The sequence below is a fragment of the Ornatilinea apprima genome (assembly GCF_001306115.1).
GTDB lineage: Bacteria > Chloroflexota > Anaerolineae > Anaerolineales > Anaerolineaceae > Ornatilinea > Ornatilinea apprima.
Window position 1 is genome coordinate 40225 of record NZ_LGCL01000018.1, and the last position, 6966, is coordinate 47190.

The 6966-nt window shown below is 61.3% G+C and carries 7 protein-coding genes; 6 read left to right on the forward strand and 1 reads right to left on the reverse strand.

The features are described from left to right. Positions 1–48: 48 nt before the first annotated feature. Entirely contained in the window at positions 49–522 is a 474-nt protein-coding gene (locus tag ADN00_RS06915) for an Hsp20/alpha crystallin family protein (RefSeq protein ID WP_075062234.1), read from the reverse strand. A 138-nt stretch (positions 523–660) separates the two neighbouring features. Between ADN00_RS06915 and ADN00_RS06920 the strand changes: the two genes are divergently transcribed. The 6 genes from ADN00_RS06920 (at position 661) to ADN00_RS19730 (ending at position 6871) form a co-directional block, all read left to right on the forward strand. After that, positions 661–1347: a metal-dependent hydrolase gene (locus tag ADN00_RS06920; RefSeq protein WP_075062235.1), complete on the forward strand. Its 687-nt coding sequence runs from the start codon at positions 661–663 to the stop codon at positions 1345–1347. A gap of 661 nt (positions 1348–2008) precedes the next feature. After that, complete coding sequence (locus ADN00_RS06925) at positions 2009–3304, forward strand: hydroxymethylglutaryl-CoA reductase, degradative (protein ID WP_075062236.1); 1296 nt, start codon at positions 2009–2011, stop codon at positions 3302–3304. Positions 3305–3356: 52 nt separating this feature from the next. After that, complete coding sequence (locus ADN00_RS06930) at positions 3357–4448, forward strand: hydroxymethylglutaryl-CoA synthase (RefSeq protein ID WP_075062237.1); 1092 nt, start codon at positions 3357–3359, stop codon at positions 4446–4448. A 9-nt stretch (positions 4449–4457) separates the two neighbouring features. Continuing rightward, the gene (locus ADN00_RS06935) at positions 4458–5621 is read left to right on the forward strand and encodes a thiolase C-terminal domain-containing protein (RefSeq protein ID WP_075062238.1); all 1164 of its coding nucleotides are present in this window, start codon (positions 4458–4460) and stop codon (positions 5619–5621) included. Between the two features lie 139 nt (positions 5622–5760). Further along, positions 5761–6159, forward strand: a complete 399-nt coding sequence (locus ADN00_RS06940; protein WP_075062239.1) for a Zn-ribbon domain-containing OB-fold protein — start codon at positions 5761–5763, stop codon at positions 6157–6159. Between the two features lie 211 nt (positions 6160–6370). Beyond that, positions 6371–6871 (forward strand): hypothetical protein, encoded by a 501-nt coding sequence (locus tag ADN00_RS19730; protein WP_152966280.1) that lies wholly within the window; start codon positions 6371–6373, stop codon positions 6869–6871. Positions 6872–6966 lie beyond the last annotated feature (95 nt).

The following is a 6966-nucleotide window of genomic DNA, read 5'->3' on the forward strand; positions in this document are numbered from 1 at the left end:
AACCAACAACTGGCCCTTGCGGGCCAGTTGCCTTTCAGAGAGAATATATTATTTGGTTTTGGCTTCGATGCGCTTGCCGCTGCCCTTGTCCAGTACGCTGATGCGGCGCGGGCGGGCCTCTTCGGCCTTGGGCAGATGCAGCTCCAGCACGCCGTTCTCATAGCTGGCTTCGATCTTGTCCTGGGCAACCGGGTCGGGCAGAGAGATGCTGCGCAGGAAGCGGCCAAAGCGGCGCTCGCGCATGTGATAGCGCTCGTTTTCCTTGGATTCCTCCATCTGCGTCTCGCCCTTGATGGTCAGGGTGTGCTCAGAGTAGGTGATCTCCAGGTCTTTGGGGTCAATGCCGGGCACCGAGGCGCGCACGATATAGCCGTCTTCACGCTCGACTACATCGAGGGGGAGCTTCCAGTCAAAGTCGACCTCACCGCGCAGCGAGGGGTAGTCGCGGTAGAACAGATCGTCCATGGCGCGGCTCAGCTCCAACATCTCACGGAATGGGTTATAGCGGGTAATTTCAGACATCTCAACACCTCCATTTGAAGTGAATTTGAATTGGATTGGTTATCCTTACATCCTGATTAAACCCCTCAAATATCGGAAGATTGTAAACAAATTATCTATAATTTATATGAATCCATTGTTTGCGAAAGGAAACAAGCCATGAGCACGCAACTGACCTGGTATGGACATGCCGCCCTCGGGTTGTGGACGGGCGGTTTTCACCTGTTGGTCGATCCTTTTCTTAGCGGCAACCCGGCCGCCAGCTCGCCCGGCGAATCCCTGAGCGCGGACTATATTCTCATCACCCACGGTCACGGCGATCATGTGGGCGACGCGCTGAAGATCGCGCGGCGCTGCGGGGCCAAATTCATCAGCGTCTATGAAATCGCGGAATGGTTGAAGAAACAGGGCTTCGACGCGCACGGCCAGCACCTCGGCGGCGGTTTTCACCACCCGTTTGGCTACCTTAAGCTGACCCTGGCGCTGCACGGCTCGATCTTGCCCGACGGCTCGTATGGCGGCAACCCGGCCGGCTTTCTGCTCACCACCCTGGAGGGGCACAAAATCTACATCGCCGGGGATACCGGTCTGTTCGGCGACATGCGCCTGATCGGTGAAGAGGGCATTGACCTGGCCGTGCTGCCCATCGGCGACAATTACACTATGGGCCCCGCCGATGCCCTGCGCGCGGTCAAGCTGCTGGAACCGAAGCATGTCATCCCCTACCACTACAACACCTTTGGCCTCATCCAGCAAGACGCGCCCGCCTGGGCAAAACAGGTGGAAGCCGAGACCAGTACCAAAGTGCACGTCCTGCAGCCCGGCGATACGTTTGAGTTGGGGTAACCCTTATGCACCCCCTCCGGCTCCCCCGCACAGCGGGGGAGTGAATCTCGATCATCAAAGCACCCGATTTTCAGCCCCGTCCCTGCATCGCGGGGAAGGGGCGGCGGCGCAGCCGCGGGGATGGGGTTTACGCATCAATTGTAGGGTGGGCTGGCCGCGAATCCAGCAGAAGTTCGACCCGCCAGTTCATCTCCGCATTCAGAAGCGCGCGGCCACCCCACCAACAGAAGCCCCGTCCCTGCGCAGCGGGGAAGGGGCGGCGGCGCAGCCGCGGGGATGGGGTTTACGCATCAATTGTAGGGTGGGCTGGCCGCGAATCCAGCAGAAGTTCGACCCGCCAGTTCATCTCCGCATTCAGAAGCGCGCGGCCACCCCACCAACAGAAGCCCCGTCCCTGCACCGCGGGGAAGGGGCGGCGGCGCAGCCGCGGGGAAGGGGTTTACGCATTAGACAAAACCTTTACAACCCCCGCCCCGTGCCCATACAATTAATACAGCTTCATATCAAAACCCTTCACTTTGATCGCTTTTACCAAAAAGCCCCGTCCCTGCGCAGCGGGGAAGGGGCGGCGGCGCAGCCGCGGGGATGGGGCCATTTTTGATAGCTTTTGCGAGGGTTTCGTGTTTAACATTGGGGCAGTTCAGCTCCACAGGGAGGCGGTATGCCATCAAAAGCGCGCAACAGCGGCGCGGTCAAATTTTACAACCTCAGCGTGGAAGAGCGCCTGCGGGTATTGGCTGACGAAAGCGGCCTGCAAGAAGGCGCTTTGCAGGCCTTCACCGCGCAGGGCGGCCTTAACGTGGAACAGGCCGACCACATGATTGAAAATGTGGCCGGGCTGCACGCGCTGCCGCTGGGCATCGCCCGCAACTTCATCGTCAATGGGCGCGAGGTGCTGGTGCCGATGGCCATTGAAGAACCTTCGGTGGTGGCCGGCGCGTCGTTTATGGCCAAGCTTGCCCGCCCGGCGGGGGGCTTCTTCACCCACGCCGACCCGCCCCACATGATCGGGCAAATGCAGATTTTGGACACAGTTCACCCCCAAGAGGCGCGCCTGCGCCTGCTGGAACAAAAAGAGCGCCTGCTGGATGATGTGCGCGAGATCGACCCACTGCTCAAGAAACTGGGCGGCGGTCCGCGCGACCTGCAGGTGCGTGTGATCGAAGACTCGCCCATCGGCCCCTTCCTGGTGGCGCACCTCATCTACGACGTGCGCGATGCGATGGGCGCCAACGCGGTCAACACCGCCGTGGAGCGCATTGCCCCGGCCGTGGAAGCCATCACCGGCGGGCGCGTGCTGCTGCGCATTCTCTCCAACCTGGCCGACCAGCGCCTGGCGCGCGCGCGCTGCACCATCCGCCTGGCAGACCTGGGCTTCGACGCCTTCACCCCCGAAGAGGTGCGCGACGGCATCATCGCCGCCTGGGCTTTTGCCGCCGCCGACCCCTACCGCGCCGCCACCCACAACAAGGGCATTATGAACGGCGTGGACGCGGTGGTGCTGGCCACCGGCAACGACTGGCGCGCCGTGGAAGCGGGCGGGCACGCCTACGCCGCCCGCGCGGGGCGCTACACCAGCCTGAGCACCTGGGGCAAAGACGCCGAGGGAAACCTGATAGGCACGCTGGAAATGCCCATGGCGGTGGGTCTGGTGGGCGGGGCGACCAAAGTGCACCCCACCGCCCAGGCCGCGCTGAAGTTGATGGGCGTGCAAACCGCCGCCGAACTGGCGCAGATCATTGCGGCCGTCGGGCTGGCGCAAAACCTGGCCGCCCTGCGCGCCCTGGCCACCGAAGGCATTCAGCGCGGGCACATGAGCCTGCACGCCCGCCAGGTGGCCATCGCCGCCGGCGCGCCCGCGGAGCTGGTGGAAAAACTGGCGCAGCAACTGGTGCAAGAAAAAACGGTACGCATCGACCGCGCGGAAGAAATTCTGCGCGCGTGGCAAAATCAATAACTCGCGGGGGGCTCGCCCCGCTTCGCAAACCAACATTCCGGGAGAAGACTGAATGGAAACACCTGAAACCCAACCCCAACCCTCGCTGGCGCTCAAACCCAACCGCGCCGTCGGCATCACCGGCTATGGCGCGTACGTGCCGCAGTACCGCCTGCCCGCCGCGGAAGTCGCGCGCATCTGGTCCGGCTCGGACGAAGACGGCGGCGGTCCGGTGATCGAGAAATCGGTGCCGGGCATGGACGAAGACGTGATCAGCATGTCGATCGAGGCCGCCCGCAACGCGCTGGCGCGCGCCGAGATCTGCGCCTGCGAGCTGCGCGCGGTGTGGGTTGGCTCCGAGTCGCACCCCTACGCGGTCAAGCCCAGCGGCACCATCGTGGCCGAGGCTATCGGCGCGGGCAATCACATTCAGGCCGGCGACTGGGAGTTTGCCTGCAAGGCCGGCAGTGAAGCCATGATCGCCGCCATCGGCCTGGTGGGTTCGGGCATGGCCAACTACGCCATGGCTATCGGCATGGACACCGCCCAGGGACGCCCCGGCGACCAGCTCGAATACACTGCCGCGGCGGGTGGGGCGGCTTACATCATCGGCCCGGCCGAGAACGCCTTGGCGACCATCGAGGCCAGCTATTCCTACGTCTCCGACACCCCGGACTTCTGGCGGCGGCCTTACCAGAAGTACCCCGAGCACGGCCAGCGCTTCACCGGCGAACCGGCCTACTTCAAGCACATCACCAGCGCCGCCAAGACGCTGATGAAAGAACTGGGCGCGCAACCCGGCGACTTCAAGTATGCCGTGTTCCACCAGCCCAACACCAAATTTCCCACCCGCGTGGCCGGCCTGCTCGGCTTCAGCAAAGAGCAGATCCAGACCGGGCTGCTCTCGCCGCGCATTGGCAACACCTACGCCGGGGCGGCGCTCATCGGTTTGACGGCGGTGCTGGATGTGGCCCAGCCCGGCGATCGCATTTTGATGACCTCCTTCGGCTCCGGCGCGGGTTCAGACGCGCTGGTGCTGACTGCCACCGAGGCCTTGCTGGCGCGCCGCGAAAAAGCCCTCAGCACCGAGCAGTATATCGCCCGCCGGGTGGCCATCGACTACGCCCAATACGCGCGCATGCGCGGCATTCTTACCTTGAAGTAAGGGGGACGCATGACCGAAGTGATTATCGCCGGAATTGGCCAGACCCCCGTGGGCGAGCATTGGGAGCTTTCGCTGCGCACACTGGCCGCGCGCGCCATTCGCGCCGCCCTGCGCGACGCGGGCGACCTGCAGCCGCAGGCCGTCTACATCGGCAACTTCCTCAGCTCGCAGATCATCCACCAGTCCAACCTGGGCGCGTTGATCACCACCAACAGCGGCCTGGAAGGGCTGGAAGCCTTCACCCTCGAAGCCGCCAACGCCTCTGGCGCGGCCGCTTTCCGCATGGGTTATCTGGCCGTGGCCTCCGGCTATGTGGATACGGCCGTGGTGGTGGGCGTGGAAAAGGTCAGCGACGTGGCCCCCCAGGAATTGGAAGCCTACGCCGCCCAGGCCATGGATTACGACTATGAGATCATGCAGGGGCTGACCCTCAGCGCGCAGGCCGCGCTGTTGATGCGCCGCTACATGCACGAATTTGATGTGCCGCGCGAGGCCTTCGCCGCCTACCCCATGCTGGCGCACGCCAACGCGGCCGGCAACCCCAACGCCTACTTCCGCCGCCCGATGAAGCTGGAATCGTACCAGCGCGCCGGGATGGTGGCCGACCCGCTCAACCTGTTCGACACCGCCCCCCTGCTGGACGGCGCGGCCGCCGTGGTGCTGACCCGCTCGGGCAAGCTGCCCGCCGATTACCCCCACCCGCTGGTGCGCGTGGTCGGCTCCAGCCTGGTGACCGACGCCATCTCGCTGCACGACCGCCCCGACCCGCTGGCCTTCCGCGCCGCCGCTCTCTCGGTGGAACGCGCCTGCCGTCAGGCCGGCATCCTGCCCGAAGATATCGACTTCTTTGAGTTGAGCGACAACTACTCGTTTTACGCCCCGCTGGCGCTGGAAGCGGCCGGCTTCGCCAAACGCGGCGAAGGCTGGAAGCTGGCGCAGAGCGGCGCGCATGCCCGCGGCGGACGCCTGCCGCTCAACACGATGGGCGGCGCGCAGGGGCGCGGCAATCCGCTGGCTGCCTCGGGCGTGTACCAGATCGTCGAAGCCGTGCAGCAGCTGCGCGGGCATGCGGGCGACAATCAACTGGCCAGAGCGCACCGCGCCATGACCCAGAGCCTGGGCGGCGCGGCCGGCACCGCCGTCACCCATATTCTGGAGCGCTGGCAGCCCTAGCCTTACGGGATTGAAAGCTTTTTAGAGCCTTCTGATAGCTTTTGATAGGTTTTTATTTTTACAATGGTCGAGCAATACAAAAAATAAAGGTTCCCCGGCGCGCTCAACCCGCCGGGATTGATTGGAAGGAGCAGTACACATGGAAAATCCACGCCACTGGAGACTGAAAAAACAACGCTACGCCCTGGTGGGCGAAGAATGCCCGCACTGCCACGTCAAACTCTTCCCCCCGCGCGACGTCTGCCCGCACTGCGGCGGCGAAGCCAAAGAAGAATTCGCCTTCAGCGGCAAAGGTGAAGTCTTCTCATACACTGTGATGCACGACGCCCCCACCGGCTACCAGGAAGCCACCCCCTTCACCGTGGCGCTGGTCAAATTAGCCGAAGGCCCCGTCGTCACCGCGCAGCTCACCGACCTGGGCGACCAGCCCGTGCGCATCGGCATGCCGGTCGAGATGGTCACGCGCAAAATCCGCACCGATGATGGGGATCGAGGGATGATTTTGTATGGGTATAAATTCCGGCCGGTGATGGGATAAGCTGTTTACCGATTGATAAAAAATGGAAAGCGCTCTCTATTGATGGAGGGCGCTTTTTTGTTGCGCGGAATGGGGGGTGAGTATAATAAATAGCAGTGGGGAAATATAGAAGGATTATTTTCCCGGATAAAAACTATATCTGCCCACCCGAAGGCCTGTACCCCGCAGGGGTGTAACACAAACCAATGGGAGTTTAATAAATGGGGTTAGTATGAAAAAATGGCTTCAAAAACTTACGCCTGGACAAATTGTTACACTTTTTGTAGGTTTTATTACAGCATTTGCCGTTATTGTTGCTGCAATTGTCCAAAGTTCTAAAGACAAGGAAGCAGTACAATTATCAATTAACGCTACCCAAACCGCTGAAGCCAAGTTTACAGAAATTGCACTATCAGCGACTTTGCCTCCTACAGATACACCATCGCCCACCCCCACGCCATCGCTAACATCCACGTCATCGCCAACACTCACACCTTCACCGACAACCACAGAACTCCCTACATTATTCTCAGATGATTTTGAAGCAGGAGGGCAAAAGTGGACAAGCAATAGCGAAGGAATTTGGATGATACAAGGTGACAGTGGAAACCATTTTTATTGTGTTGACTCAAAGAACTATGCAAAAGCCTATCCAAACAATAAGCCTACTTGGGATAATTTTGTTCTTGAATTTGATATTCTGATTAGAAGTCATCTCAAAAATAGTGTTTGAGTAAGATCACCAAGCAGCCCAAATGGACAAAGCCGATATAGTTCTCAACCAAGCGATCAAACCGAACCAGGATACGACGATAATTCTGAAGCCAT